This is a genomic window from Amycolatopsis plumensis (assembly GCF_042652605.1).
In the GTDB taxonomy this organism is placed as follows: domain Bacteria; phylum Actinomycetota; class Actinomycetes; order Mycobacteriales; family Pseudonocardiaceae; genus Amycolatopsis; species Amycolatopsis plumensis.
This window is the reverse complement of sequence record NZ_JBHSJY010000001.1, coordinates 3428668-3452836: the sequence shown is the minus strand read 5'-3', so window position 1 is coordinate 3452836 and position 24169 is coordinate 3428668. Positions and strand designations below refer to the sequence as shown.

The window sequence follows — 24169 nt, the reverse complement described above, 5'->3', positions numbered from 1 at the left end:
TCACACATTCCCGGCCGTTGCGCCGCCCCCCGAAACATGATCATCACGCCCGGGACTTGCCACCGTCACCGGCACCGCGTTGGCTGTGACATCGACCAAGCTGTTGCCTCAGGGGGCGCTCATGACGGAATCCGCGGTCCACCCGGTCGACCGGGGCCTGCCCGCCGGGCGGCTCGCCCTGCTCGGCCTCCAGCACATGTCGATCATGTACGCCGGTTCGGTGGCGGTGCCGCTGATCGTCGGCAGCGCGCTGAAGCTCGCCCCGGCGACGATCGGGCTGCTGGTCAACGCCGATCTGCTGGTCGCGGGCATCGCGACGGTCATACAGGCCGTCGGCGTCGGGAAGCTGCTCGGCATCCGGCTGCCGGTGGTGGCGGGCGCGACGTTCACCGTCGTCAACCCGATGATCCTCATCGCGTCCCAGTACGGCCTGCCCGCGGTCTACGGCGCGATGCTCGCCTCCGGCGTGTTCGGGCTGCTCATCGCGCGGCCGTTCGCCAAGCTGATCCGGTTCTTCCCGCCGCTGGTCACCGGGACGCTGCTGCTGGTCATCGGCGTCTCGCTGCTCGGCCCGGGCGCGGCGATGATCGCCGGCCACGACAGCACGGCACCGGACTACGCGGCGCCGTCGCACCTCGGGCTGGCCTTCGGCGTGCTCGCGCTGCTCGTGCTGTTCACGCGGGTGCTGCGCGGGTTCGCCAACCAGATCGGGCCGCTGCTCGCGCTGGCGATCGGCCTGGTCGCGGCGATCCCGATGGGGCTGGTGCACTGGGACGGCCTGCGTGCGGCCGGCTGGTTCGGGCTGGCCTCGCCGTTCCACTTCGGCGCGCCGACGTTCCCGATCGCCGCGATCCTGTCGATGTGCGTGGTCATGCTGGTGACGTTCACCGAGTCGACCGCCGACATGATCGCCGTCGGCGAGATCACCGGGCGCCCGCCGACCGACGCCGACCTCGCGCGCGGCCTGGCCACCGACGGCGTCTCGGCCGTGCTCGGCGGGGTGATGAACTCCTTCCCCGACACGGCGTTCGCGCAGAACGTCGGCCTGGTGCGGATGACCGGCGTGCGCAGCCGCTGGGTCGTCGCGGTGACCGGCGGGATCCTGGTCGCGATGGGCCTGGTGCCGAAGATCGGCGCGTTCATCGCGGCCATCCCGGAACCGGTGATCGGCGGGGTCGCGGTCGTGATGTTCGCGATGGTCGCCGCCGTCGGCGCCCAGAACCTCCGGACGGTCGAGTTCTCCGGCAACCACAACACCTTCATCGTCGCGGTCGCCCTCGGCGTCGGCCTGCTGCCTGCGTTCGCCCCGGACATCTTCAAGCACTTCCCGGCCTGGCTGCAGACGATCTGCGGCAGCTCGATCACGGTGGCGGCGGTGCTGGCGTTCGCGCTGAACCTGCTGTTCAACCACCTTGGCCGGCGCTCGGAGCCGGACCTGCTCGAAACGCCTTGAGCAGCCGGTCGACGAGCACGGCCGCGGTCCCGGGCGGGACCTCGCGTTTCTCCCTATCGTATGTTAGGAAAGTTTCCTAACTATTTCGACGGGAGGCGCGATGCGGTCCGGGGTACTCGTGGCGGCAGTGGTCCTGTTCGGCAGTGGGGTGACCGCTTCGGCGGCCGGGCCGGCGGCGAGCCACGCGCGCAACATCATCTACATCCAGGGCGACGGCATGGGCCTCGGCCAGCGCGAGCTGGTCCGCTTGGCCACCCTCGGGCGGCACGGCGACCTCGCCATGAACCGGCTGCCGGTCACCGGGCTCGTGCACACCGATCCCGATGACCCCGAGGAGGTCGTCACCGACTCCGCCGCGGCGGCCACGGCGCTGGCGACCGGGCACAAGACCCGCAACGGCGCGGTCGGCGTCGATCCCGCCGGGCGACCCCTGCCAACCGTGCTGGAGCAGGCGAAACGCGCGGGCAAGTCGACCGGCCTGGTCACCACGGCGCAGGTCACCGGGGCGTCCCCGGCCGCGTTCGCCGCCCACGTCCCGAGCCGCGACCTCCAGAGCGACATCGCCCGCCAGTACGTCGCCGACAGCCGTCCGGACGTCCTGCTCGGCGGCGGCGAGGACTGGTGGTTCCCGAAGGGCGAGACCGGCGCGTGGCCCGCCAAGCCCGGCGAGGAAAGCCGGAGCCCGTACGGCAACCTCGTGACGCAGGCCCGGCGCAGCGGCTACACCTACGTCCGCAACGCCCAGGAGCTGCAGCGGACGCGGTCGGCGCGGATCCTCGGCCTGTTCGCCAACGAGGACATGATCGACTACGGGCCGGACGGCGTCGGGAAGTACGCGCCGAGCGTCCCCCTGGCCCAGATGGCGAAGAAGGCCCTCGACACGCTATCGGCCAACCCGCGCGGGTTCTTCCTCTTCCTCGAAGAAGAGGGCATCGACGGCTTGTCCCACGAGAACAACGCGCACGCGGTGATCGACGCGGGCCGCGCGCTCGAGGCCGCGATCACCGAGGTGCTGCGCTTCACCCGCGCGCACCCGGACACCCTGGTGATCGTCGGCGGCGACCACGAAACCGGCGGGCTGAGCATCGAGAACGCCGACGGGCCGAACGAGGGTGACGAGGACGGGCCGTTCCCCGTGCCGGGCTCGAACCTGCGGTTCAAGGTGGACTGGACGACCGGCGACCACACCGGCGCCGCCACGCCGGTCACCGCAAGCGGGCCCGGGTCCGGCGCGCTCGGCCGCACCCTGGACAACACCGACGTCTACCGCGCGATGGTCCAGGCAGCACGGCTCGAAGCCAACTGAATCGCGAAGCAGCCGGCCCCGATCACCAGCAGATGATCCCCAGGAGGCACGAGGGCTGGGTCCGCGGCGTGGGAGTCGGAGTCGGAGTCGGCGGGCGACCGCCGGACGGCGGCGGGTTCCCCGGCGGTGTGGTGGTCGCCCCGCCCGTGGTCGCGGGAGCCGAGCCGGTCGCCGTGGCGGTCGGGGTCGCGGTTCCGGTGGCGGCGCTGTCGGTGGTGGCCGGGTCGCGGCCCGGCACCTCGGTGACGGTGCCGCGGTGCTCGTTCGACGCCGTGACGACGTCGCCGCCGGTGCCGCCGCCGATCCCGCCCTCCGGCGGCGAGTCGGTCGCCTGGTCGGCGCCGCCCAGCCCGGTGGTGCGCTGCGGGAACGGGATCACCTGGATCTGGTCGACCGGGGACGCGTCCTGGCGGTCCTTGCCGCCGAAGGCGACCAGGGCGGCCGCGGCGCCGCAGCCCACGATGACGGCGAGCATCACCGCGACCACCCGCCAGCGCGACGGCCCCGGTTCCGCACGGTCGCCCCAGCCCTCACGCACGAGCAGCTCGGCGACCGATACCTCGTCGTTCACCCGACAGACCTTCCCGAGAGGCCTTTCGGCCGACATCGTGGCCGTATTCTTACCGTAAAAAGACCCCGAACGGGTGAAGTAGCGGCAAAAATTCGTCACGTGATGCAAGATCTGACGTTGAGTGACATCCACAGCGTTTTCTAAGCTGCCGCTCGTGATACTCCCAGCATGACCACCGAAGCTCGGTCCATGCTGCTGCGAGCCGACCGGCCGATCCCCTCGATCGCCGTGCCGCGCCGCCGCGGCCCGTGGGCGGTGCTGCGGTACGTCCCCACCCCGAAGACGACGCCGTTCACCTTCGGCTACCTGGTCGTCCTGCTGGGCACGACCCTGCTGCTCAGGTTCGCCGACCCGGCGCTGACGGACCGGCTGCTCCGGCTGTCCAGCACCGACGCCCACAACCTGTGGCGGCGGCCGCTGACCTCCCTGCTGACCAGCGCGATCTGGTTGCCCGGCGAGAGCTGGCTGCCCTACGCGGTGATCTTCGCGATCGCCGTCGCGCCGCTGGAACGCCGGTTCGGCACCCGCCACACCGCACTGGTGTTCTTCTCCGGCCACATCGTGGCCACGCTCGTCACCGAGCTGCCGGTGATGGCCTTGATCAGCGCGCACGTGCTGCCGAGCTCGGCCGGGCACTGGCTCGACATCGGGGTCAGCTACGGCTTCTTCACCACCGCCGGCGCGCTGGTGTTCCTCCTGCCCCGCCGGGTACGCCTGGCGGCGCTGGCCGCGATGGAGGCGTTCATCGCGGTGATCTGGCTGAGCGACGACCCGATCAGCCTGGACTCGATCGTCACGCTGCTCGGCCACGCGTTCGCCGCGCACTTCGGGCTGCTGGTCTGCGGGCCGTGGCTGCGGACGCGCATCCGCAGGCCGGGCCCGGATTCCGCCGGGTAGGCACGAGCCGGAGTCGGTGGTGTAATCGACGAGCCACACGCCGACTTGACGGGGGACGGACGCACATGGAGGCCGACTCGCTCGCCGAACTGGTCGAGCTGAGTCCGGACGCGATCTGCGTGCACGAGCACGGCGTGCTCACCTACGCCAACCGCGCGGCGCTCGAAACGTTCGCCGCGCGCTCCGCCGACGAGGTGGTCGGCCGCCGCTTCACCGACTTCGTCGCCGAGGACGCGCAGGCCGCGGTGATCGAAAAGCTCGCCCGGCTGACGAAGCCGGGGCAGGCGAGCGAGCCCGTCGAAGCGCTGATGTCCCGGGTGGACGGCAGCAAGTTCGCCGTCGAGACGGTGTTCGTGCGGCTCGGTGCGGCCAAGTACCAGGTCGTCATGCGCGACATCACGGCGAAGAAGGCGGCCGCCGACGCCCTCCGCTACCAGGCCGCGCTGGTGTCGCACGTGAGCGACGCCCTCATCGCGACCACCGGCGAAGGCGTCGTGACCAGCTGGAACCCGGCCGCCGAGGCGGTGTACGGCTGGACCGCGGCCGAAGCCGTCGGGCGGCGGGCGAGCGAGCTCGTCGGCGCGCCGCTCGACCTGCCGGCCATCCGGCGCGGCGGCGGCGTCGCGGAAGCGGTGCACCGGCGGCGGGACGGTGCTCCCCTGGCCATCCGCGTCTCGGCCGCCGAGATGAACGACGGGTACGTGCTCGTCTGCGCCGACGAAACCGCGCGGCGGCGGGCCGAGCAGAACTACCGCACGGTGGTCGCGTCCCTCGACGAAGGCGTGCTCGTGATGGGCGCCGGCGGGCTGATCGAAGCGGCGAACCCGGCGGCCTGCCGGATCCTCGGTGTCGCCGAAGCCGACCTGATCGGCGTCCCGTGCCACACGCTGACGCTGTTCACCGAGTCCGGGCAGTGGATCCCGCCGGACGAGATGCCGTCGGTGCAGACCCGGCGCACCGGTGTCACGCACAACGGCCTGGTCGTCCGCCTGCGCCGGCCGGACGGCCGGGACGTCTGGGTGTCGCTGACCTCGCGGCTGCTCGACCCGGACGACCCGGCGGCGATGGCCGTGGTCACGTCGTTCACCGACATCACCGAGACCCGCGCGATCAGCGCGCAGCTCGCGCACGACGCCACGCACGACCCGCTGACCCGGCTGGCGAACCGGACCCTGGTGCTCGGCAGGCTCGACGTCCGCTCGCGGGGCGCGGTCACCGTGCTGTTCCTCGACCTGGACAAGTTCAAGGTCATCAACGACTCGCTCGGGCACTCGGTCGGCGACCAGGTGCTGCGGATCGTCGGCGAACGCCTGCGCCGCAGCTCGGGCCGCGAAGACCTGGTCGGCCGGCTCGGCGGCGACGAGTTCGTCGTCGTCACCGCCGAGGTCACCGACGCAGGCGAGGTCCGCGCGCTGGCCGAGCACCTGCGGGCCGCGCTGGCCGAACCGATCGGCGTCCTCGGCAGGCAGCTGCACCTCGACGCGAGCATCGGCGTCGTGCTCGTCGGCCGCGACGACCGCCGCAGCGCCGAGGACCTGCTGCGCGACGCGGATGTCGCGATGTACCAGGCGAAAGCGCTCGGCCGCGGCCGGCACCACTTCTTCGACGTCAGCCTGCGCGAGCGGATGCAGCGGCGGCTGCGGATGGAGCAGGACCTGCGCGACGCGGTCCACGACGGGCAGCTCTGGCCCGCCTACCAGCCGGTCGTCGACCTGCGGAGCGGCGAGATGGTCGCGGTGGAGGCGCTGCTGCGGTGGACGCACCCGCGGCACGGCCCGATCTCGCCGTCGGAGTTCATCCCGCTCGCCGAGGAGAGCGACCTGATCAACGTGATCGGCAAGGAGATGCTGCGCGCGACGACCCGCGAGCTCGCTACGCGGCGGGTGCGCCAAGGTCTGGACCTCACCTTGAAGGTCAACCTCTCCACCCGGCAGCTCGACGACCCGCACCTGGTGCCCGCGGTTCAGGACGCGCTGGCGGCCACCGGGCTGCCGGCCGGTGCGCTCTGCCTGGAGGTCACCGAAAGCGCGTTGATGCGCGACCAGGAAGCGGCCGCGGAAGTGCTGGCGTCCCTGCGGTCCTTGGGCGTGCTGCTGGCCATCGACGACTTCGGCACCGGCTATTCGTCGCTGGCGCAGCTGCGCCGGCTGACGCTGGACACGCTCAAGATCGACCGGTCGTTCATCACCGGGATCGCCGAGTCGCGGGACGCGGAGGCGATCGTCACGAGCATCATCGCGATGGCCCACGCGGTGGACCTGACGGTGATCGCCGAGGGCGTCGAGTGCGCGGAGCAGCTGGAACTGCTCCGCGCCCTCGGCTGCGACCAGGCGCAGGGCTACCACCTCGGCCGCCCAGTGCCGGCGGCCGAGCTGTTCGGTCAGTAGATCTGCTTCAGCCGCTCCAGTTCGTCATCGGTCAGCTCGATGCCGAGGTCCTTGAGGGTGGCGTCGAGCTCGTCGGGCGCGATGGTGGTGGTCTTGCTGCTGCCGTCGGGTTTCTCGACGGTGAGTTCGCGCCCGAGGAGCTTGCGGCTGACGCCCGGTTCGATCGTCATGATCACCAGCCGCCCGGTGAACGGCGACTTCGGGTGCGTCGACGTGTAGTGGTGGTAGACCTCGTAGTCGATGGGGTGCATCTCGTTGAGGCGGAATTCGAGGATGTCCTCCTCGCCCTTCTGCAGCGTCCACCAGCCGTTCCGGTGGGTGATCCGGTGCGGCCACCCGGCCTGGTCGACTTCGTGGCCGTCGACGAGCGGCATGGGGTCGAGGATCCCGGCCCCGAACCCGACGTCGGCGAGGAAGCTCTGCTCGTCGACGTCGACGACGAGCGTCATGTGCGTGTACGGCCCCGGCCGCCGCGGCTGCACGCGCGCGGACAGCCGGTGCACGGTGTAGCCGAGCTGCTCGATGACGGCGGCGAAGAGGCCACTCTGCTCGTAGCAGTAGCCGCCCCGTCGCCGTCCGACCAGCTTCGCGCTGACGACGTCGAGCGAAATCCCTTGGTGCTGCCCGAGAACGACGTCGATGTTCTCGAACGGGATGGTGTTGACGTGGGCTCGCATGAGCTCCTTGAGCGCGGCCTCGGACGGCGCCCGCCGCGGCTGCCCGACGCGCGCGAGGTAGGCGTCGAGATCGACGGCGCCGATGCCCCATTCCCCTTCGGTGGTCATGGATCCATGGTGGACCCTCGACCTTGCTGGAGGTCAACCTTCATGGACGATCTTCCGCACCTCGACGGCGGTGTACTCGGCGTCGGGGATCTTCGCGGCCAGCTCGACGGCGCGCTCTTCGCTTTCGACGTCGACGACGTAGTAGCCGCAGAGAAAGGCCTCCGACTCGACGTAGCCGCCGGTTTTCGTGTGCGCCACCCCGTTCTCGACCCGGATGGTCTTGGTGTCGCCGGGTTCGGCGAGCGCCTTGGTCTCGACCATCTCGCCGGTCTCGGTGACGAGCTTGATGAAGGCGCCGTGACCTTCGTAGACGGCGTTCTTCTGGTCGTCGGTGAGGGTGACCCAAAGGGCAGGGTTCATGTGGAGGGTCAGCAGGTAACGCATCTTCGGCTCCCGTGGGTGGGTGGCGCCCCTGGTGGGCGCCTTTCGCCGAGGGGTCGGTGCGGCCGCGCGAGTCCGGACACGGCTTTCCGCGGTTCACTCGTTCGGCCTAGCGTGTCAGCGGTGGCTGACGAGCACGTACCGTTCGTCTTCGACGGGGCCACCCCACAGAGCCGGGTCGTCGAGCCGGGTCACGGCCGCCTCTTCTCTCCAGGCCAGGACGAGGCGCTCGCACTCGGCCGCGGTGATCCCGGCGCCGGTGAACCACCGGCCTTCGACGAGCACCAGCCGGCCGCCGGGCTTCAGCAACCGCACCCAGGCCCCGAGCGCGGCGGCCGCGTCGGGCATGGCCCAGAGCACGTGCCGCGCCAGCACGACGTCGTAGGCATGAGGTGGACACGGCGGATCGGCGGCATCTCCCACCCGAAAGTCCACCTCGGCGGTCTTCCCGGCGGCGACCGCGAGCATCCGCGGCGAGAGATCAACGCCACACACGGCATGACCGGCCTGCGCGAGCAACAAGGAGAGGCTTCCGGTCCCGCACCCGAGGTCCACGACGGCCGCGGGAGCCGGCGGCATCAGCGGCAGCAGCAGGTCCGACCACGCAGCCCGCACGGCCGGGTCCCGCAGGCCGTGGTCGGGCTGGTCGTCGAAAGTGGCGGCTTCGGCGTCCCAGATGTTCGTCACGGTGACATCGTGCCGGTCCGCACCGACAATTCCGCGCGCCCGCGGACGCGGTATGAATGCCGCATGGCCTACGTCAGGTTCCAGAGCGCCGAGCCCACCGCCGAAGGGCGTCATCCCGGGTTCTTCGGGTTGATCAACACCTTGAGCCGGGCCGGTCGGCTCACGCCCGAGCAGGAAGAGTTCCGCCGGACCAACCACGCTTGGTACGAGGCCCACTACACCAACCCGACGACGGTCGACCCGACCGTCTACGACCACTCGGTCAATCCGGGGGCGACTGCGTGGTTCAAGGAGTCGGCCGAAGCGCTCGTCGCGCGCGCCGCCGGCTACCTGGAAATCCTCGACGCCCACGGCCTCCGGTGCGACAAGCTGGTCTCGCACCAGGCGCCCGGAAGGATCGTCTACGAGGACGACGACCAGATCGTCGTCGTGCCGTTCAGCGCTTGAAACAAGAAAGCCGCCTCGACCGGAGTCAAGACGGCTTCTTCGTGCGTGGCCAGGGCCGGGGTCGAACCGGCGACCTTCCGCTTTTCAGGTGTAGCTCTCCGAGCGCTGTGCTCACCTGCGGGATTGCAGGTTATCAGCAAGCGCAACCCCGTAAGTTGTACGCTCGCTAAACGATCTTGCTAACCAGCCCGCCGTGGCTGTCGAAGCCGCCGGGCCGCGTAGCGGCGGACGTCGTCGAGCGCTCGACGCTCGCGTGCACCGACTCGCTTGTGCAGCTCGTCGAACTCGCGCCGTGGAAGATCGAGCACTCGAAGGTAGAGCGTCCGGACGTCAACGACGAGCCCCTCGGCTATCTCGTCCGGGTCGTCCGACCAGCGGACGGCATCGGCCAACTCGGCAACCACGATCAGCCGACGCGCTGCCGTCGCGTGCACGCGCCGCTCGAGCCTGGTATCAAGCCACCGCACACCGCAGTAGCCGAGCACGTCGTCTCGCCGCTCGTGGTGCACGATCTCGTGCGCGACCGTGCACCGCGCTTCAGCCTGGTTCAGGAGCGGGTTAAGGCGGATCAAACCACCGCGGTAGTCGCCCCAGCCGGACACGGCAGGCGACACAATCACCTCGGCGCCGAGCGCCTCGGCGTGCTGGTACGGGTCGTAGGTGCGGCCCCATTCCATGCGTGTTCCTCCCCAACACGCGGGCGGTGGGAAGTCAGGCGCCGGTGTCCGGGCCGGGTTCGTCGGGCCGTTCGGCCTCGCTGAGCCACTCGCGCTCTTGTTGAACTCTCATCGGTTCCGTACTTGGGCTGTCGGCGACGAGCTGAAGAGGGTTACCTCGGTCGAACGTGGCCTTGTTCACGTGCACATCGGGAACTCGGGAGGTCAACTCGCCGAATCGGGCGTCGACCTCGTCGAGCAGCTCGCGCACGGAGTACGCCGAGAGGCTTTGACGAGCCTCGCCCGGCTCGAGCAGTCCAGCACCGACCAGCAGCGGCACAAGGGGCTCACCAAGAGCCTCGGCGACAGCTCGCGCGTTGGGAATCGTGGGTGGTGAGCCGCGTTTTCGCCAATCAGAGATCCTGCTCTCGGAGACGCCAGAAGCGCGCGCGAGCTGCGCCGGCTTCCATCCTCGTTGCTCGAGTTGCGCTTGCAGGTAAGCCCACCATTGCCCGTCAGCCATGGCGGCATCCTACTTCCGCACACGGAAGTATCGACACCCGACGAACGTCTGTCACTCACGTACTTGCGTGCACGGAAGCGTTGAAAGTCCGTTCCACCTGCCCGTATTGTCGATCTTCCGCGGGGGTTTGCGACTTCCACACGCGGAAGCAGGAGGGGAACGTTAGTGACATCGCACGTCCGCATCCGACCGGATGCGCTGAGCAAGATTGCCACTGCGAAAGGGCTGCGGTCGCGGTACGCGCTCGCGAAGTGCCTCGGCGTGAGTCAGTCGACCGTCGGGCGCGTGCTCGACGGCGAGCAGTGGCCCGGAAACGAGTTCATCGCCGCGACCATCACCGGACTTGACATCCCGTTCGACGTGGTGTTCGAGGTAACCGGCAGCGACGGCGCCTCGACGCTCGAGCGCGCGGAGGTGGCAAGTTGAGCACCGCCGCTGTCCGGGTGGGCACATTCGAGCCAGGCTCGGCCGCTTGGCACGCCGCCCGCACGTCCGTGCTTGGCGGGTCCGAAGTGGCCGCGGTGCTCGGGCTGTCGCCGTGGGAAAGCCGCTTTTCCCTCTGGCACAAGAAGAAAGGCAACGTAGACCCGGAGGGCGACAACGCTGTCATGCGGTGGGGTCGCTGGCTCGAGGACCCGATCGCCCGCGCGTTCGCCGAGCAGCACCCCGAGTACCGGATGCGTCGGTCCGGCACGTGGGCGAGCAGGGCGCGCCGCTGGCAGGTCGCCACGCCTGACCGGCTGCTGTCGAGCCTCACCGAGCGCGCGCTGCTCGAGGTGAAGACGTCGCACAACACGGACGAGTGGGGCGAGCCGGGTACCGACGAGGTGCCGATCTACTACCGGACGCAAGCCCTATGGCAGCTCGACACCCTCGGCCTGTCTCGCGCGCACATCGCCGTGTTGATCTCCGGCTCGGACTACCGCGAGTACGTCGTCGACTGGAACATCGCCGAGGTTTCGGTGCTGCGTGAGGCTGGCCGCGAGTTTCTCGACACCCTCGAGCGAGACGAACGCCCGGACATCGACGAGCACACCGCGACTTACCGGACAGTGCGCGCACTGCACCCGCTGATCGACGACGTCGAGGTCGAGATCGCCCCGGGGCTGGCCGAGCGGTACCGACGTGCGATCGCCGAGCACAAAGCAGCAGAAGACGCCAAGCGGCGGGCGGCCGCCGAAGTGCTCGACGCGCTCGGCTCCGGCCGGCGCGCCGTGGTCGCGGGCGAGTCGATCGCCATCCGTGTACCTGGCACCGGCGACTCGCCGCCGTCGCTGCGCCCGTCTCCCATCCGTTCGACACCGCAGAAGGTGAGCGCAGCAGCATGACCACCCAGACCGTTACGTCCACCGTCGCGCAGCAGCGGGACAACTCGCCGGCCGCGCTCGTGCGCAGGTACCGCACGGACTTCGCGACCGTGCTTCCCAGCCACATCAAGCCCGAGACCTGGCTGCGCATCGCTACCGGTGCCCTGCGCCGGAGTCCGCAGCTCGCGCACGCTGCGGAGAAGAACCCGACGTCGTTGCTTGTCGCACTGCTCGACGCCGCGCGCAAGGGCCTTGAGCCGGGCACGGAGCAGTACTACCTAGTGCCGCGCAAGACCAAGCGCGGTCCCGAGGTCCTCGGAATCACTGGCTATCAGGGCGAGGTGGAACTCATGTACAGGGCCGGCGCGGTGTCGTCGGTCAAGGTCGAAGTGGTGCGCGAGCACGACACGTTCACCTACAACCCGGGCGAGCACGACCGGCCGGTGCACGAGATCAACTGGCGCGCCGACCGCGGCGACCTGGTGCTCGCCTACGCCTACGCGAAGATGCGCGACGGGGCAACGAGCAACGTCTCGGTGCTGTCCGCCCAGGACATCGCCGTGATTCTGTCCAAGGCCGAGGGCGCCGACTCGCCGTTCTCGCCGTGGCAGTGGAACCCCAAGGCGATGTGGCTCAAGTCGGCCGCGCACCAGCTCGCGAAGTGGGTGCCGACCAGCGCCGAGCGCGTCTGGCAGCCCGACGGGCCGCCGCCCGAGACGCCGCCGGCCGCACCGGTCACCCTGCCCACCGCCGAGGACGTCGTCGACGCCGAGGTCGTCGAGGACTGGCCGGCCACGCCGGCGGACACCGCGGACGGTGAGCGATGACCGCGACCAGCGCGAAGGGGCTCGAGGTGATCGCCGACGAGCCGACCGAGGCGCCGATGCGCGCCAAGGGTGGAGCGCCGGTGCACTGGCGGCAAACGCGAACGCTGCTACTCGCCGACGGCTCGACGACGTACGGGTGCGTCCACTGCGACTACACCTCGGACAACATGCACTCGATCCGGCCGCACCTGAACAAGCACCGGACCACGCCGGCCGCCGAGATCGAGGTCGACCCGCTCGACGGGCTCACCCTCGGCGAGATCCGGCAGCAGCTCACCGCGGCCGCCGAGTGGAAGGCGCGCGCCGTGCGCGCCGAGCAACACCTGTCGATGCTGCGCTCGGCCCTGCGGGAGGTGACCGCGTGATCGCATCCGCGCTCGTGCCAACTGGCCGCGTTGTCGTCTGCTGCGCTGAGCACCTCGACGCCGGTTGCTGCGACCCGACCGACTGCTCGCCCTGCTGCCCGGAGTGCCCGACATGCCCGGTAGTCGCTGAGCGAACGCCGGCGCAGCGGGTCTACGACATGTCCGGACACCGCGAACTGCTCGCCTACCTGGCCGAGTGGGCTCGCGAGATCCGGTCACGACCGTGGGAGGGGTCCAAGCCGTGGCCGACCAGCTCGCCCTAGGGTTCGCCGACCGGCACGCCGGCCAAGAGGCCAACCTCGCCGCCGCGGTCGCCGTGAACCGCGACTACCGGGCCGCGGCCGAGGCCGCCCTCGCCGAGCTGGTCCGCGAGGGCCGGCCGTTCACCGCCGAGGACGTCCGCAAGGCCGTTCCCAAGGACGTCGAGCCGCACTCGCCGAACGTCCTTCCGTCCGTGCTCGGCACGTGGGCCGCACGCCGGCTGATTGTGCCGTGCGGCGAGTACCGCAGCCGCCGGCGAAGCCGACGTGCGAGCCGAAACCGGGTGTGGATTGCCCGAACGACGACCGTTGCGCCGACCGGGTGAACCAGGCGGTTTGTGTACTCCTGGTGCACGAACCGCGTCAGTTCGGCCATAGCGTCTGCGCCACTCGAAACCCAAGCGCACCAACGAATAGGCGCGTCACCGACCAGTGGCGGGCGCGGTGAAGCGCGCCCGCGTCCGCCACTGCACCACTCCAGGGGGACCCATGATCATCGAATTTCCGAGCGGCCGAATCGCGGCCGCGCCCGTGCGCAAGCTCGACGCGCTCGCCGTCGAGGCCGCGCTCAACGGCCGACGCACGTACGACGAACTGCACCAGCGCGAGGTGTTCGAGGTCGTCCGAATCGCTTACCGACGGGGCGACACCCTCGACCAGGTCGCCGCGCTGCTCGACGTGGATTACTTCATGATCGCCGAGGAGTACGAAGCCGCAGCGGGGGCGCGATGAACGCTCGCGCACAGGACCGGCGCGAGTACATCCGGCTCTCCGTCGACCTGCCGTTGCACCCGAAGCTCGTCGAGATCGACGAGCCGGCCGCCGGCTGGTTGTACGTGACCGGGCTCTGTTACGCCGGCCAACACCTCACCGACGGGGAGATCCCGCCGGCCGCCGTCGTCCGGCTCGCCGGCGTTCACAAGCGGCTCGCCGACCGGCTCGTCGAGGTCGGGCTCTGGCACCGCCTCGGGCACAACTGCCCGGACTGCCCGCAGCCGCGCCTCGGACACGTCATCGTGCACGACTACCTCGAGCACCAGCGATCCGCCGGCGAAGCGAAGGCCCTGCGCGACGCTCGCCGCGAGGCCGGCAGCAAGGGCGCGGCCAAGCGATGGGCCAAGCAGCGCGACGCCGTCGAGGACCAAGTCGACGACACCGAATCCGACGGCAAGCCAGCAGCTGAACCGATAGCAAGTGCCATAGCCGACGCCATGCACGAGCCAAGACAAGCGGGTAGCAACCCGATGCCAGAGGTAGAGGGAGAGGGAGAACTACTACCCCCTGACGGGGGTAGTAGCCCTGCGCGTCGGGGCGCACGTACGCGAGGCACGACCACCGCGGCCGAACTCGCCGCCACCGCGTCACGTCCCGACGCGTATCGCCTGGTCACGGCATGGCGTGACCAGACCGGCGCCGCCTACCGGCCGGCGACGATTCGGGCTCTCGCCAAGCAGGCCGACGGCATTTTGCGCGACGGTGGCGCTCTGGTCCCGCTGCGTGCCGCACTCGACGAGTGGAACCGCCGAGCCGGTGCTCGGCCTGGTCTGTTGCCGCACCTGTACGACGACGCGGTCAAGGCCGCCCAGCCGACCGCGCGTCCGCCCGTGCGCAGCAGTGCTCGAGGCGAAAAGGTCCGCGGATGGCTCGCGCTTGCCGCCGAGCCCGCGCCCGTCGACGCCGAGCAGTTCGTCGACGGGGTGCGCGCATGAACCGAGCCGAAGTCGCGACCCTGCTCGGCGCCGCCTCCGCGGTCGACCCAAAGGTGCCGCAACCCGATCCGGACGTGCTCACGATGTGGGCCGGCATCCTCGACGACGTCCCGGCCGACATCGCCGGCGCCGCCGTGCGCGCGCACTACCGGCGCAACGGCGAGACCGTGATGCCGGCCGACATCGTCGAGTACTGGCGAACGATCCGTCGCGACGCCGCCGAGCGGGTGCACAACGCGCAGTTGCAAGCCCGTGCCATCGAGCGCCCGCCGAACCTGCGCGCCATCCGAGACGGTGTCGCCCGGGTCACCGCGGCTCTCGCCATCACCCGCGGAGTCGATCCCGAGTACGCCGAGGCCGAAGTCGAGGCCCGCCGCGCCTTCCTCGCCGTGCCGTGCACCTGGTGCAAAGCCCGACCGGGCTCACCGTGCACCGGCCCCGGTGGCAAGCCACTCACCAAACAGCCCGCGCACGACGCCCGGCTCGCCGACGCGCTCGCGACCACACGATGACCACCAGGGGGAACCGATGAACAACCACGACGAGACCACCGCGGCGACCGGTCGCCGGCGCCTCCGCGCGCACGCGCGCGTCGACGCCGGCTCGGCGGACGCTTCCGGTACGAGTCACCTCGAACCGGCGTCGGTCGACTCTTCAGCGCTCGACCAGTTCGCCGCGTTGCTGCGCCAGGCCGGCGAGCGCGCACCGGCCGTCGTCGAGGGCGATCTCGGCCGCCGACTCGGCATCGCGCTCGAGGGGCTCGCATGGCAACCGGGTACGGGGTTGCTGCCCTACCGGCTACGTCGGCTCGCCGAGGCCGTGCTCGCCGCGCCGTTGCTGGTCGACAAGGCCCCGCAGTGACGCGCCGGCCGTCGTGGCGCGAGCGCGCAGCGTGCCGCGGACGCCTCGACCTTGATTTCATCGACCCGACCGACGAACAGGTCGACCAGTGCCGCGCCGTGTGCGCCGAGTGCCCGGTGCGCGAGCTGTGCCTCGCCGACGCGCTCACCTCCGGGGAAGCGTGGGGGATCTGGGGAGGGCTCGACGCCGACGAGCGGGCCGCGGTCGCCGAGCAGGACGGACACCCCACGCCGACGGTTCGGCCGGCGCACGGCACGAACGCCCGGTACGCGAAACACCGGTGCCGCTGCTCGGCGTGCACCGCGGCGCACACCGAGTACGAACGCGAGCGCCGTGCCCGTCTGCGGGCTCGCCGGCGCGGCGCGGTGGCGCGCGCGTACGTGCTCGCTGAGCCGGTCAGGTGCGGCCGGACGTGGGCCGGCGCCGGGCAGTACCTCCTACCACTGCCTGGCGTCCCCCCGCTTCGGGAGGCCGAGCACGACCTCGCGCGCCCTGCGCAGACCGCGTCTACTGCCGCATGACACCGAACAAAAACCCTCTGACCTGCGGTTTTAGGCTTCTAGCCCAAGCAACATGACGAGACGGAAAACCCGGAAGCTTACTCGCAGGTTTTAACTCATCGTCTGACGAACGAAAACTATGACGCACTGGATACGAGAACCTAGTTTTGCCGGTTTTAACTTCGAAGGATCTAACTACTGAGTTTCCACACAAGCAGCCCAATTGCCGAATTAGAACTATAACTCCCACTGTTGCAAAACTAGTTTCTACGACGTAGTTTGGATGATGAGCGGAACGAGATTGCCGCTCAAAACACAGGCGGCGACCCGACAGGGTGGTGCAACACCCGCCGAGCCGCCGCCCGTGTGACCGCTTTCCTAACCGCGCAGGAGTCGACCCAGCAGGCGGAAAGCCCAGGTCAGCGGCCTAGCCCAGCGGACTAGGCCGCTGACTCCCCACATCTCCAGCAGCGTCACCGCGACATCCAGACCTGCCGCACAGCGGTCAAACCAGTCCGCCAAGGCCGTCCCCGCGCCATCCGGCGGGTGCGATCGATCATGAAACATTGGAGTTTTTCCTTCCTGTTCCGAGTAGGAGCGACCCTCACATGAAGGGCCACTCGGAGAGCAACGGCAAGAATCATGAGCTGCCGCCCCTCTATTCAACGGCTACGCGGCCGCCTTCGCAAGCATTAGCCAATTCCTAAGCGCACGCTTGGTACCACCTCGGAACCAAGGCTCAAGCCATCGCGCCTGCACCGAGCCCTTGCCCGCGCCCGTTTTATCCCGATTCCTGTTACAGGGTCGGTACCAAGCAATCGCCTATGTGTGATGTAGGTCACTGGCTCGGCCAGGCTCGGTGACACCGACGCAAGACGCTCGAGAACATGATCGCGACGTGCGCCGTCCCCATGTGTAGTTACGCAACCGCCGCCGGAACGGTGTGTGCCTCTTGCCTCGGCGGACTTCGGGCCGACCTGGTCGACGTCGCCGAGCTGGTCGACGAACTCGAGGACACTGTCGCCCGACTCGCCAACACCGGGCCGCCGCGGGTCGGCTCGCGGCCGGCCGAGACCGGACTGCCGTTCAACGTCGGCGCCGCCGAAGTCCGCGACATCGTGCACAACGTGCTCTCGACGTGGGTGCGGGACTTGTGGGAGACGCACGGCCTACGCCGCCGGTGCCCACCGGGGAGACCGCGCCGGACGGCTCGCCGCTCACGGTCGCCGAGCTGGAACCGCTCGACCTCGATGACACCGTGCCCGAGATGGCCGCGTGGCTGCGCCGACACCCGTCGTGGGTCGAGTACCACCCGGCGGGCGGCGAGCTGGTCGACGAGATCGGCGATGCCGTCGAGCAGGTTCGCCGGGCTGTCGACCTCCCGCCAGCGCGCGTGTACTGCGGGCCGTGCCCGGACTGCTCGGCCGATCTCTATGTACGCCCCGACCGGGCCGTCGTGGCGTGCCGGGACTGCGGTATGCGGCACGACGTCGAGGCTCGGCGCGAAAAGCTGCTCGACGCCGCCCGGGACGTCGAGGCGACCGCGGCGGAGATCGCCCGCGCGTTGCCGAAGCTGCTCGGCCGCGAACTGTCGGCGAACACGCTGCGCACGTGGGCGCGCGCCGGCAAGCTCAACAAGCGCGAGCCCGACGAGCACGGTCGGCCGCGGTACCGCGTCGGCGACGTCATCGACCTTGCGCTCGTGACCCCCGTCCGGGTGCGTGTAACCCGCGATCCGGTCGGTTGTGCTTAAACTGGCGATTAGCAGCGGGTGAGCTGTACCCGCACCACGATCTGACAGCCCCGGACTACCTCCCCCCTCGGTCCGGGGCTGTCTGCTGCCCGGGGGCGAGGTGACCACCTTGCCGCGCAATCTGATCACCGACGCCGACCGGGAACACGTGCGCGAGCTGCACGCCGAGGGCAAGACCCGCAACGACATCGCCCGGGCAATCAACCGCTCGCCGTCCACGGTGACCGGCATCGCCCGCGCGCTCGGCCTGTCCTTCGACCGCTCGGCCACTGCCGCCGCGACGCACGCGCGCCAGGTCGACAACCGGGCACGCCGTACCGAGATCGTCGGCCGGCTCTACGGCCGAGCCGAGCGCATCCTCGGCCGGCTCGAGGCCGACCGGTACACGTTCACCGCGACCACGATCAACGGCATCGAGTCCAAGGTGCTCGACCACGTGCCAGCACCGGACGAGAAGGCGCTCGCTTCGGCGATGTCGACGCATCTTGCTGCCGCGGCCAAGCTCGAGCAGGTCGACGCCGACACCGGTGCCGAGGGCGCGCGGTCGATGCTCGGCGGGCTCGCCGTCGCGCTCGGCATCGCGACCGGGCCGGCGAGTGGGTGAGCCCGCGCTCGACCTGCCGCTCTCGCCGGCACAGGTCGAGTCGATGCGCGAGTCGCGTGCGCGTGTGAACATCTGGTCGGGTGCTATCCGGTCGGGCAAGACCATCGCGAGCCTGTTGCGCTGGTTGATCTACGTCGCGCACGCGCCCCGCGGCGGGCAACTCGTGGTCGTCGGCCGCACTCGCGACTCGGTCGCGCGCAACGTCTTCGCGCCGCTGCAAGACCCGACCCTCTTCGGTGCGGTCGCCGACCACGTCCGCTACACCGCCGGCGCGCCGTCCGGGTGGATTCTCGGCCGGCAGGTGTTCGTGCTCGGCGCCTCGGACAGCAAGGCCGAGAAGGTCTTGCGCGGGTTGACCTGCGCCGGCGCGTACGTCGACGAGGTCACCGTCGTTGCCCGCGAGTTCTTCAAGCAGCTACTAGGGCGGATGTCGGTTCCGGGCGCGCAACTGTTCGGCACCACCAACCCGGACAACCCGGCGCACTGGCTGAAACACGACTACCTCGACCGGCTCGCCGAGCTGCCCGACTGGCGTTCGTTCGCGTTCACCCTCGACGACAACCCTTCGTTGTCTGCCGAGTACCGCGCGAGCATCCGCCGCGAGTACACCGGCTTGTGGTTCCGTCGATTCATCCTCGGCGAGTGGGTCGCCGCCGAGGGTGCCGTGTTTGACATGTGGGACCCAGACCGGCACGTCGTGCCGTGGGCCGAGCTGCCCGACCTGCGGCGCCTGCTCGCCGCCGGCGTCGACTACGGCACCACGAACGCAACCGCGGCGCTGCTGCTCGGCCTGGGCGCCGACGACCGGCTCTACCTGGTCGACGAGTGGCGCCACGACCCGGCGCACGCGCGGACCCGGCTCACCGACTCCCAGCTCGCCGCCGGCCTGCGGGAGTGGCTCGAAGTCGACCACCACCCGCGCCAGCAGGGCCGGCCCGAGTTCGTCGTCGTCGACCCCGCCGCGGCGAGCTTCCGGGTGCAACTCCAGTCCGACGGCGTGCTCACCCAAGCCGCCGACAACGACGTCGCCTACGGCATCCGGACCGTGTCGAGCCTGCTCGCCGAGGACCGGTTGCGCGTCGCCGACCGGTGCCGCGGCTTCATCGCCGAGGTACCCGGCTACTCGTGGGACGACAAGGCGACCGCCGCCGGCGAGGATAAGCCGATCAAGATCGCTGATCACTCGCTCGACGGCGGCCGCTATGCCGTGACGACTACTGAGGCGCTCTGGCGGCCTGCTCTCGCCGCCGCCTGAACAGCGGGTACGCCTCCGGTCGGCCCTGTTTGTCTTGTCCGACTGCCCACTCGGCCAGCGCCCACCCGGCGCGCTCGATGGCCTCGATTTGCTGGGACCAGTCGGCGACCTCGCCGGACATGGCGTGGTGCGTCGCCGGCCAGTTCAGCCGCGCCGCGAAGATGTAGTGACCAGCCGCGTACGCCTTCTGTGCATCGGCGCCGGCTTGAGCCGCCTTGGCGTCCTTGATGAATCCCACGTTTCTCCCTGTGCTGGTGAAAGGGGGTGCGTCATGCCGTCTTCCTGGCCTCCCCCGCCGTTCGACGACGCGCACGCGCGGATGCGCGAGTGGGATGCCTGGTACACCGGCGATCCCGAGCGGCTCGTCGAGATCTACACCGGTGAACGCCGGCGCGCTGTTACACCCCGGCTTCGGCCCTCGACCTACCGCGGCGGCCTGGTCGGCGGGCTCGCCCGGTTCTTCTGGGGCCGTCCGGTCCCAGTAGGCCAGACCCGACAGCGGTTGCATGTGCCGCTCGCCGCGGACATCGCGACCGCGTCGGCCGATCTCCTGTTCTCCGAACCGCCCCGCATCGTCGTCGACGACACCGCGGCGCAGGCGCGGCTCGACCTCGTGCTCAACTCGCCGGCGATGCACTCGCGGTTGCTCGAGGCGGCCGAGATCGCCTCGGCTCTCGGCGGTGCCTACCTGCGGGTGGTCTGGGATGCCGACGTGGCCGAGCACGCCATGCTCGACGCCGTCCATGCCGACGCCGCGGTGCCCGAATGGCGGTGGGGTGAGCTGGCCGCGGTCACCTTCTACACGCGGGTACGCGTCGACGGGCCGGCCGTGTGGCGCCACCTCGAGCGCTACGAACCGGGCCGGATCGTGCACGCGCTGCACGTCGGAACCGATACCGAACTCGGTCGAGCCGTGCCGCTCACCGAGGACCCGGCGACCGAGTGGGCGGCGACGCTGGTCGACGCCGAGGGCAGCATCGCCACCGGCACCGACCGGCTCGCAGCCGCGTACGTGCCCAACGTTCGCCCTAACCGGGTGTGGCGCGGCACTCCGCAACTCGCTCCGCTGGGCCGGTCGGACTTCGACGGGGTCGAAGGTCTCTTCGACGCGCTCGACGAGACGTACACGAGTTGGATGCGTGACGTCCGGATCGCCAAGGCCCGGCTACTGGTCCCCACGGGGTACTTGCAGTACAACGGTGCCGGCCGCGGCGCTAGCTTCGACGAAGACCGCGAGGTCTACACCGAGTTGAACGCGCTGTCGCGCGGCGGCTCGGACACCCTCACCGTCTCCGCGCACCAATTCGCGATCCGGGTAGCCGAGCACCGCGAGACCGCCGAGGACATCACCCGGACCGCGCTCCGCGCCGCCGGCTACTCGTTGGCCACGCTCGGCGATGACGACGGCGACGCCTCGATCACCGCGACCGAGGTCACCGCCCGCGAGAAGCTGTCGAACCGCACCCGCGACAAGAAGGCGCGCTACTGGGGGTCGGGGCTCGCGCACATCTCCGCCGCGTTGGTCGAGGTCGACCGGTACGCGTTCGGCGGTACAGCGACGGTGCCGGACGTGCCGAAGGTCGAGTTTCCCGACCGGACGCAACCGGACCCCGAAGCGCTCGCCCGCACGGTGCAGGCGCTCAGCGCGGCCGAGGCCGCCTCGACCGACGTGCGGGTGCGGATGGTTCACCCCGATTGGGACGACGACCAAGTCGACGACGAGGTCGCCGCCATCCTCGCCGAGTCCGGCCGGACCGTGCCCGATCCGGCGACATTCCGCGGCCTCGACCAGTTCCCCGACCCGCCGGCCACCGGCGACGACGAGGGGGCCGCCGATGCCGTGGGAGCCCCCGCCCGGAGTTGATCCGGCCGACGTCGTCGAGCAGCTCGCCGCGGACATCCTCGCCCTGTACACCCAGGCCGAGGCGCGGTTGCTCGGCGACATCGCTCGCCGGGTCCGCACCGGTCAGAACGTGCCCGAGTGGGCCGCGCAGAAGGCCGCCGCGGCGCGTGAGCTTCGGCTCGCCGCCGAGCGGATCGCTACGCAAGTCACCGGGCAGGCAGGCCAGGCGGCCGCCGATTCCGTGTTCGCCGCGTGGCAGGCCGGCGCCGAGCAAGGGCTCGCGCAGCTCGCCGACCTCGGCGCGCTGTCGTCCGAGCAGCTCGAGCAGCTCGCCGGCGTAGTGCCCGGGATGCAGGCGGCCGCCATCCTCGCCGCCGACCTCACCAGCCGACTCGAGGCGCTGCCGCTGCGCGTCTTGCGCTGGCAGCAGGACGCCTATCAAACGGCGGTCGCCGCCGCGGCGCCCGATCAGTTGCTCGGTACTGGCACGATCCACTCGGCGCAGCGCGCCGCGTGGGACCGGCTCGCCGCCCAAGGCGTGACCGGGTTCGTTGACCGTGCCGGCCGCGACTGGAACCTCGCGAGCTACGTCGAGATGGCGGTGCGCACCGCGACCGGGCGGGCGTGGAACGACGGGCACCTCGCCCGCATGACCGAGGCCGGCGTCGAGCTGGTCACGATCACCCGCTCGCGCCATGCCTGCCGGCTCTGTACCCGGTGGGAAGGGCGGGTGTTGGCGCTGTCCGGCCCGGCCGGCGAGCGCCAGGTCGAGCACACCATCACCGACGAGACGGTCACGGTCGACGTTGCCGCTACGGTCGAGCAGGCGCGGCTCGAGGGGCTCATGCACCCGAACTGCCGGCATCAGTTCGTGCCCTACCTGCCCGGGGTGACCAAGCTCGACGAGATCCGCGAGCACGACGCCAAGGCCGAGCAGGACCGCGAAGACCTGCGCGCGCTCGAGCGCAAGGTGCGCCGGAACAAGCGCAAGGCCGCGGCTGCGCTCACCGACGACGAGCGCCAGGCCGCCGAGCGCCGGGTGCGCGAGACGCAAGCCGAGATCCGCAAGCACGTGAAGCGGACCGGACTCAACCGCAAGCGCTACCGCGAGCAAGTCAACCTCGGACACGGCGACCTCCGGGCCGCCGAGCGCCGACGCGACCAGCTCGCCGACCAGGTCGCCGAGGGCAACACCGAGCAGAACCGGCTCGACGCCATCGCCGCCGAGCAGGCCCGCCGGCGCGAGGCCGAGCGTCTCGCCGCGGAGAAGGCCGCGGCCGACAACGCCGTCGCCGACGCGCTCGCCGCACAGCAGCGCACGCCGGCCGAGCTGAGCGACGACGAACTCACCGTCGCCGACAGGGTGTTCGCCGAGCGCGCCGAGTTGCTCGGCAAGCCCGATCAGGTCAGCCAAACGCACCAAGCGGTACGCGACGAGATCGAACGCCGTGCCGCGCCGCCGCCCGCGCCGGTCGACCTGCGGGAGCTGTCCGACGAGCAGCTCGCCGACCGGCTCACCGACGTTGGCGACGACGAGGACGCCGTCGCCGCGGTGCTCGCCGAGCTGGACCGGCGCGAAGCCGACCAGCAGTATGCCGACGCGGTCGCCGACGACCCGGACGCCGAGAAGTGGGCCGAGGTCGACCGGCTCGTCGAGACCGGACTCGACTACGAACAGGCGTACGCCGAGGTGTTCGACAAGGACGTCGAGAAGATGCGCCGCGAGGACGCCATCGCCCGACTACGACGTGAGGGCTACCGCGGCCGCGGATTCGACGAACTCGCCCGCGCCGCCTACGCCGACCGGCTCGAACGCGACTACTTCGCGGCCGAGGCCGCAACCAACGGCGTCCTACTCACCGCGGAAGGCCAGCGTTCCGGACTTGACCCGCGGAACCTGTGGCGGCAGAACGAAAACTACGCCCGCCGCTGGGCATCCGACGAGCTAAAGCAGTGGTGGGACGAAAACGGTAGGGTCACGTTCGACCAATTCGTCGCCGAGCAGCTCGGCGGCGGCAACGGCGAACGGTTCCGCACCGGGGGTGAGTCGTGGCTGCAATAACCGCCGAGCAGGTCCGCGCCGCCCGCGAACAGGGCTACGCAGCCGGCTACGGGCTCGCGCCACCGACGCCGAACCCGTACACGCCGGCCCACGTGCCCGAGTGGCTCGGCCCGCGAACGCCGGCCGAGCGTGCCCACCGTGCGAACGTCGAGCGCGGACCGCTCGCGCTCGCGCGTGTGTGGCGCCAGGGCTACCACGACGGACAAGCCGCGTACGCGCGCGAGCGTTCGGCCGGAGACGCCAACTAGGCCGATTCGGACGGTCCGCCGTCAAGCAGCTCGCGTTCCCAGTCCTTCATTTCCGGGTCAACCTTCGGCGCAGGCGGCCGGCCGCCACCCGCGCCGCGCCCTGGCATTCCGGCTCGCCATTGTTCGATCTCCGGCAAGCGCGCCGGCAGCCAGCCGGGGGTGCCGCCGTCGATTTCGACGTCTGGCGCGGGGAACGGGTGCGCCGAGTCGGCGGGGTAGCGCTTGAGCCACTTGTCGACCGCGTGCCGGGTGACGCCGAGACGCTCGGCCAGCCCGCTTACGCCGAGATAGCGAGCGGTGCTCACGAGAGCACCGCCCCGCCGAACAGCTCGTCGCGGACGTAAAGCGTCAGAGGGCCGACAGGTTCCGGCCACGCGAACGGTGCCGGTTCTGCGGCCGCGCGTTCGGCAGCGACCTCGGCGCACGCTTCCCAGATGTCGACCTGACCAGGGATCTGGTCGGCGATGTGCTTGCGCATGGCC

General features: G+C 70.4%; 32 protein-coding genes. 22 read left to right on the top strand and 10 right to left on the bottom strand.

Annotation, left to right across the window (positions count from 1 at the left end; translation table 11 throughout):
- Positions 1 to 121: 121 nt before the first annotated feature.
- On the top strand, positions 122 to 1453 hold the full coding sequence (locus tag ACFPLC_RS16625; RefSeq protein WP_378197635.1) for a nucleobase:cation symporter-2 family protein: 1332 nt from the start codon (positions 122 to 124) through the stop codon (positions 1451 to 1453).
- 100 nt (positions 1454 to 1553) lie between these two features.
- Positions 1554 to 2759, top strand: coding sequence for an alkaline phosphatase (locus tag ACFPLC_RS16620; RefSeq protein ID WP_378197637.1), 1206 nt, complete (start codon positions 1554 to 1556; stop codon positions 2757 to 2759).
- A gap of 22 nt (positions 2760 to 2781) precedes the next feature.
- Here the strand turns inward: ACFPLC_RS16620 and ACFPLC_RS16615 are convergent, their stop codons facing one another.
- On the bottom strand, positions 2782 to 3330 hold the full coding sequence (locus ACFPLC_RS16615; RefSeq protein WP_378197638.1) for a hypothetical protein: 549 nt from the start codon (positions 3328 to 3330) through the stop codon (positions 2782 to 2784).
- Positions 3331 to 3498: 168 nt separating this feature from the next.
- On the opposite strand from ACFPLC_RS16615, the gene ACFPLC_RS16610 reads away from it, so the two are divergent.
- Positions 3499 to 4227 carry a rhomboid-like protein gene (locus tag ACFPLC_RS16610; protein ID WP_378197640.1) on the top strand — a complete coding sequence of 243 codons (729 nt, stop codon included), beginning with the start codon at positions 3499 to 3501 and terminating at the stop codon, positions 4225 to 4227.
- A gap of 65 nt (positions 4228 to 4292) precedes the next feature.
- Positions 4293 to 6614: a sensor domain-containing protein gene (locus tag ACFPLC_RS16605; RefSeq protein ID WP_378197642.1), complete on the top strand. Its 2322-nt coding sequence runs from the start codon at positions 4293 to 4295 to the stop codon at positions 6612 to 6614.
- Here ACFPLC_RS16605 and ACFPLC_RS16600 read toward each other — a convergent pair.
- From ACFPLC_RS16600 to ACFPLC_RS16590, 3 genes are all read right to left on the bottom strand, one after another.
- A complete protein-coding gene (locus tag ACFPLC_RS16600) occupies positions 6608 to 7399 on the bottom strand; it encodes an arylamine N-acetyltransferase family protein (protein WP_378197644.1) in 792 nt (263 codons plus the stop codon). The two genes, ACFPLC_RS16605 and ACFPLC_RS16600, sit on opposite strands and share 7 nt — an antisense overlap.
- Positions 7400 to 7432: 33 nt before the next feature.
- Positions 7433 to 7783, bottom strand: coding sequence for a YciI family protein (locus tag ACFPLC_RS16595; RefSeq protein WP_378197646.1), 351 nt, complete (start codon positions 7781 to 7783; stop codon positions 7433 to 7435).
- A 114-nt stretch (positions 7784 to 7897) separates the two neighbouring features.
- On the bottom strand, positions 7898 to 8467 hold the full coding sequence (locus ACFPLC_RS16590) for a class I SAM-dependent methyltransferase (RefSeq protein WP_378197648.1): 570 nt from the start codon (positions 8465 to 8467) through the stop codon (positions 7898 to 7900).
- A 63-nt stretch (positions 8468 to 8530) separates the two neighbouring features.
- Here ACFPLC_RS16590 and ACFPLC_RS16585 point away from each other — a divergent pair, with 63 nt between their 5' ends.
- The gene (locus ACFPLC_RS16585; RefSeq protein WP_378197650.1) at positions 8531 to 8914 is read left to right on the top strand and encodes a hypothetical protein; all 384 of its coding nucleotides are present in this window, start codon (positions 8531 to 8533) and stop codon (positions 8912 to 8914) included.
- A gap of 179 nt (positions 8915 to 9093) precedes the next feature.
- Here the strand turns inward: ACFPLC_RS16585 and ACFPLC_RS16580 are convergent, their stop codons facing one another.
- Positions 9094 to 9591: a hypothetical protein gene (locus ACFPLC_RS16580; protein ID WP_378197651.1), complete on the bottom strand. Its 498-nt coding sequence runs from the start codon at positions 9589 to 9591 to the stop codon at positions 9094 to 9096.
- A 34-nt stretch (positions 9592 to 9625) separates the two neighbouring features.
- Positions 9626 to 10093, bottom strand: a complete 468-nt coding sequence (locus tag ACFPLC_RS16575; protein WP_378197653.1) for a helix-turn-helix domain-containing protein — start codon at positions 10091 to 10093, stop codon at positions 9626 to 9628.
- A gap of 261 nt (positions 10094 to 10354) precedes the next feature.
- On the opposite strand from ACFPLC_RS16575, the gene ACFPLC_RS16570 reads away from it, so the two are divergent.
- From ACFPLC_RS16570 to ACFPLC_RS16520, 11 genes are all read left to right on the top strand, one after another.
- Entirely contained in the window at positions 10355 to 10519 is a 165-nt protein-coding gene (locus ACFPLC_RS16570) for a hypothetical protein (RefSeq protein ID WP_378235855.1), read from the top strand.
- Positions 10516 to 11421, top strand: coding sequence for a YqaJ viral recombinase family nuclease (locus ACFPLC_RS16565; RefSeq protein ID WP_378197657.1), 906 nt, complete (start codon positions 10516 to 10518; stop codon positions 11419 to 11421). Before ACFPLC_RS16570 ends, ACFPLC_RS16565 begins: the two co-directional genes overlap by 4 nt.
- Positions 11418 to 12227 (top strand): recombinase RecT, encoded by an 810-nt coding sequence (locus ACFPLC_RS16560; protein ID WP_378197659.1) that lies wholly within the window; start codon positions 11418 to 11420, stop codon positions 12225 to 12227. Before ACFPLC_RS16565 ends, ACFPLC_RS16560 begins: the two co-directional genes overlap by 4 nt.
- On the top strand, positions 12224 to 12592 hold the full coding sequence (locus ACFPLC_RS16555) for a hypothetical protein (protein WP_378197661.1): 369 nt from the start codon (positions 12224 to 12226) through the stop codon (positions 12590 to 12592). Before ACFPLC_RS16560 ends, ACFPLC_RS16555 begins: the two co-directional genes overlap by 4 nt.
- Positions 12589 to 12855 (top strand): hypothetical protein, encoded by a 267-nt coding sequence (locus tag ACFPLC_RS16550; protein ID WP_378235854.1) that lies wholly within the window; start codon positions 12589 to 12591, stop codon positions 12853 to 12855. The genes ACFPLC_RS16555 and ACFPLC_RS16550 overlap by 4 nt, the downstream gene beginning before the upstream one ends.
- The gene (locus tag ACFPLC_RS16545) at positions 12834 to 13178 is read left to right on the top strand and encodes a hypothetical protein (RefSeq protein ID WP_378235853.1); all 345 of its coding nucleotides are present in this window, start codon (positions 12834 to 12836) and stop codon (positions 13176 to 13178) included. Before ACFPLC_RS16550 ends, ACFPLC_RS16545 begins: the two co-directional genes overlap by 22 nt.
- A 163-nt stretch (positions 13179 to 13341) precedes the next feature.
- Positions 13342 to 13584 carry a hypothetical protein gene (locus tag ACFPLC_RS16540; protein WP_378197665.1) on the top strand — a complete coding sequence of 81 codons (243 nt, stop codon included), beginning with the start codon at positions 13342 to 13344 and terminating at the stop codon, positions 13582 to 13584.
- Positions 13581 to 14561 (top strand): hypothetical protein, encoded by a 981-nt coding sequence (locus tag ACFPLC_RS16535; RefSeq protein WP_378197667.1) that lies wholly within the window; start codon positions 13581 to 13583, stop codon positions 14559 to 14561. The genes ACFPLC_RS16540 and ACFPLC_RS16535 overlap by 4 nt, the downstream gene beginning before the upstream one ends.
- A complete protein-coding gene (locus ACFPLC_RS16530) occupies positions 14558 to 15073 on the top strand; it encodes a zinc finger domain-containing protein (protein ID WP_378197669.1) in 516 nt (171 codons plus the stop codon). Before ACFPLC_RS16535 ends, ACFPLC_RS16530 begins: the two co-directional genes overlap by 4 nt.
- A 16-nt stretch (positions 15074 to 15089) precedes the next feature.
- A complete protein-coding gene (locus tag ACFPLC_RS16525; RefSeq protein ID WP_378235852.1) occupies positions 15090 to 15422 on the top strand; it encodes a hypothetical protein in 333 nt (110 codons plus the stop codon).
- Positions 15419 to 15943, top strand: a complete 525-nt coding sequence (locus ACFPLC_RS16520) for a WhiB family transcriptional regulator (RefSeq protein ID WP_378197673.1) — start codon at positions 15419 to 15421, stop codon at positions 15941 to 15943. The genes ACFPLC_RS16525 and ACFPLC_RS16520 overlap by 4 nt, the downstream gene beginning before the upstream one ends.
- 898 nt (positions 15944 to 16841) lie before the next feature.
- Here ACFPLC_RS16520 and ACFPLC_RS16515 read toward each other — a convergent pair.
- The gene (locus ACFPLC_RS16515) at positions 16842 to 17039 is read right to left on the bottom strand and encodes a hypothetical protein (RefSeq protein WP_378235851.1); all 198 of its coding nucleotides are present in this window, start codon (positions 17037 to 17039) and stop codon (positions 16842 to 16844) included.
- Positions 17040 to 17102: 63 nt separating this feature from the next.
- On the opposite strand from ACFPLC_RS16515, the gene ACFPLC_RS16510 reads away from it, so the two are divergent.
- From ACFPLC_RS16510 to ACFPLC_RS16500, 3 genes are all read left to right on the top strand, one after another.
- The gene (locus ACFPLC_RS16510) at positions 17103 to 17675 is read left to right on the top strand and encodes a hypothetical protein (protein WP_378197675.1); all 573 of its coding nucleotides are present in this window, start codon (positions 17103 to 17105) and stop codon (positions 17673 to 17675) included.
- Positions 17676 to 17784: 109 nt separating this feature from the next.
- Positions 17785 to 18279, top strand: a complete 495-nt coding sequence (locus ACFPLC_RS16505; protein WP_378197677.1) for a helix-turn-helix domain-containing protein — start codon at positions 17785 to 17787, stop codon at positions 18277 to 18279.
- Positions 18272 to 19534 carry a PBSX family phage terminase large subunit gene (locus ACFPLC_RS16500; RefSeq protein WP_378235850.1) on the top strand — a complete coding sequence of 421 codons (1263 nt, stop codon included), beginning with the start codon at positions 18272 to 18274 and terminating at the stop codon, positions 19532 to 19534. Before ACFPLC_RS16505 ends, ACFPLC_RS16500 begins: the two co-directional genes overlap by 8 nt.
- On the opposite strand, the gene ACFPLC_RS16495 is transcribed toward ACFPLC_RS16500, so the two are convergent.
- Positions 19494 to 19772 carry a hypothetical protein gene (locus ACFPLC_RS16495; protein ID WP_378197680.1) on the bottom strand — a complete coding sequence of 93 codons (279 nt, stop codon included), beginning with the start codon at positions 19770 to 19772 and terminating at the stop codon, positions 19494 to 19496. The two genes, ACFPLC_RS16500 and ACFPLC_RS16495, sit on opposite strands and share 41 nt — an antisense overlap.
- A 33-nt stretch (positions 19773 to 19805) precedes the next feature.
- On the opposite strand from ACFPLC_RS16495, the gene ACFPLC_RS16490 reads away from it, so the two are divergent.
- From ACFPLC_RS16490 to ACFPLC_RS16480, 3 genes are read left to right on the top strand one after another with little or no spacing between them, the layout of a single operon-like run.
- Positions 19806 to 21398 (top strand): phage portal protein, encoded by a 1593-nt coding sequence (locus ACFPLC_RS16490; RefSeq protein ID WP_378197682.1) that lies wholly within the window; start codon positions 19806 to 19808, stop codon positions 21396 to 21398.
- Entirely contained in the window at positions 21370 to 23439 is a 2070-nt protein-coding gene (locus tag ACFPLC_RS16485; RefSeq protein ID WP_378197684.1) for a phage minor capsid protein, read from the top strand. The genes ACFPLC_RS16490 and ACFPLC_RS16485 overlap by 29 nt, the downstream gene beginning before the upstream one ends.
- A complete protein-coding gene (locus ACFPLC_RS16480; RefSeq protein ID WP_378197686.1) occupies positions 23427 to 23687 on the top strand; it encodes a hypothetical protein in 261 nt (86 codons plus the stop codon). The genes ACFPLC_RS16485 and ACFPLC_RS16480 overlap by 13 nt, the downstream gene beginning before the upstream one ends.
- Here the strand turns inward: ACFPLC_RS16480 and ACFPLC_RS16475 are convergent.
- The gene (locus ACFPLC_RS16475; protein ID WP_364016464.1) at positions 23684 to 23992 is read right to left on the bottom strand and encodes a hypothetical protein; all 309 of its coding nucleotides are present in this window, start codon (positions 23990 to 23992) and stop codon (positions 23684 to 23686) included. The two genes, ACFPLC_RS16480 and ACFPLC_RS16475, sit on opposite strands and share 4 nt — an antisense overlap.
- The gene (locus tag ACFPLC_RS16470) at positions 23989 to 24165 is read right to left on the bottom strand and encodes a hypothetical protein (protein WP_378235849.1); all 177 of its coding nucleotides are present in this window, start codon (positions 24163 to 24165) and stop codon (positions 23989 to 23991) included. Before ACFPLC_RS16470 ends, ACFPLC_RS16475 begins: the two co-directional genes overlap by 4 nt.
- Positions 24166 to 24169 lie beyond the last annotated feature (4 nt).